The following is a 1,048-nucleotide window of genomic DNA, read 5'->3' as shown; positions in this document are numbered from 1 at the left end:
GCGCGTGATCGCAGCGTTCTTCCTTTCCGTCGGCCAACTGGGCGACCGGCGCATCCTGAGCGTGCTCGCCAAGTCGCTGGCCCTGACCTTCGCATTGCTGGCGACCGCCGGGGTCGGCCTGTGGTTCGGCGCGCAGGCGCTGGCGCGATGGCTGGGGATCGACGCGGTCGGTGGTGACCTGGCCGGGGCGGCGGCGGTGCTGGCGGGCGTTGCGCTCGGCTGGCTGATCTTCCGCGCGCTCGCCATCGCCGTGGTGGGGCTGTTCGCCGACGAGGTCGTGGCGGCGGTCGAAGCCAGACATTATCCGCAGGCGCTGGCCACCGCGCGGCCGGTGCCGTTCGCGCGCGGGCTGGCGATGGGCGCGGGGTCTGCTGGCCGCGCGGTGCTGTGGAATGTCGTCGCGATCCCGCTGTACGTCGTGCTGCTGGCGACCGGGATCGGCACCCCGATCGGCTTCTTCGTCGTCAACGCGCTGCTGCTGGGACGCGACCTGGGCGACATGGTCGCGGCGCGGCACCGCCCGCCGGCGGCACTCCCCGCGTTTCGCCAGACCACCCGGGGCCCCCGCCTGCTGCTCGGGGGCATCGGCACCGCGCTGCTGCTGGTGCCGATCGTCAACCTGGTCGCCCCCGTGCTGGGAGCGGCGATCGCGACCCATGTCTTTCATCGGAGATTGTCGAAGTGAAGCGCCTGATGACCGCCGCCCCCGCCCTGCTGCTCGCCGCGTGCGGTGCCGCTACCACTCCGCGCCCGGCCGCGCGCATCCCGCTGCCGCAGCCGCGCGCGATCAGCACGCTGGGGCTGGAGCGCGTGATGGGCCAGCCGTCGCGCGCACTTACCCAGGCCTTTGGCGCGGCGGATGCCGATGTGACCGAGGGGGTGGGCCGCAAGATGCAGTTCGGCAGCCGCATCTGCGTACTGGATGCCTATCTCTATCCCAAGGACGGCAAGGGCGAGCCGGTGGTCACCTATGTCGACGCGCGCCAGCCGGACGGCAGCGCGATCGACCGCGCCAGCTGTGTGGCCGCGTTGGCGCGCAGGGACGGGG

General features: G+C 72.8%; 2 protein-coding genes. Both read left to right on the top strand.

Going from position 1 to position 1,048, the window contains the following annotated elements:
- Positions 1 to 685 (top strand): EI24 domain-containing protein (locus tag ASE86_RS14075; protein ID WP_321162995.1); only part of this gene is annotated, 685 nt, incomplete at its 5' end.
- Positions 686 to 693: 8 nt separating this feature from the next.
- The coding region (locus ASE86_RS16250) for a hypothetical protein (RefSeq protein ID WP_082441975.1) at positions 694 to 1,048 on the top strand (355 nt) is incomplete at its 3' end.

This window comes from Sphingomonas sp. Leaf33, assembly GCF_001421785.1.
GTDB lineage: Bacteria > Pseudomonadota > Alphaproteobacteria > Sphingomonadales > Sphingomonadaceae > Sphingomonas.
Note: the sequence above shows the minus strand (reverse complement) of the source record. Positions and strands in the feature narration are given on the sequence as shown.